Origin of the sequence: Pseudomonas sp. DE0157, from assembly GCF_007678615.1 — a bacterium.
Lineage (GTDB): Bacteria > Pseudomonadota > Gammaproteobacteria > Pseudomonadales > Pseudomonadaceae > Aquipseudomonas > Aquipseudomonas parafulva_B.
The window spans coordinates 1-282 of record NZ_VEJN01000059.1 but is presented as its reverse complement, the minus strand read 5'-3'; the positions used below and the strand labels follow the sequence as shown (position 1 = coordinate 282).

Annotated in this window: 1 protein-coding gene; it reads left to right on the top strand. The window is 58.9% G+C overall.

From position 1 onward, the window contains the following. Positions 1-282 (top strand): transposase (locus tag FS777_RS21310; RefSeq protein ID WP_145257608.1); only part of this gene is annotated, 282 nt, incomplete at both ends.

The following is a 282-nucleotide window of genomic DNA, read 5'->3' as shown; positions in this document are numbered from 1 at the left end:
CCGCGCAAGCGCTGTAAGTGGCTACTTGCCGACAAGGGCTACGACGCCGAAGCGCTACGCCGCTACTGCGACCAATATCGAATGCAGCCCGTCATCCCGTTGCGCTCGATGAAGCGCAAGCCCAAGCCTGGCTTACCCAGACTGTTCGACCGGCCCAAATACCGACAGCGCAACATCATCGAACGCATGTTTGGCTGGTTGAAAGAGAACCGCCGGATCGTCACGCGCTTCGACAAGCTCGCAAAAAGTTACGCCGCGATGGTTTCGCTGGCTTGTGTCCTG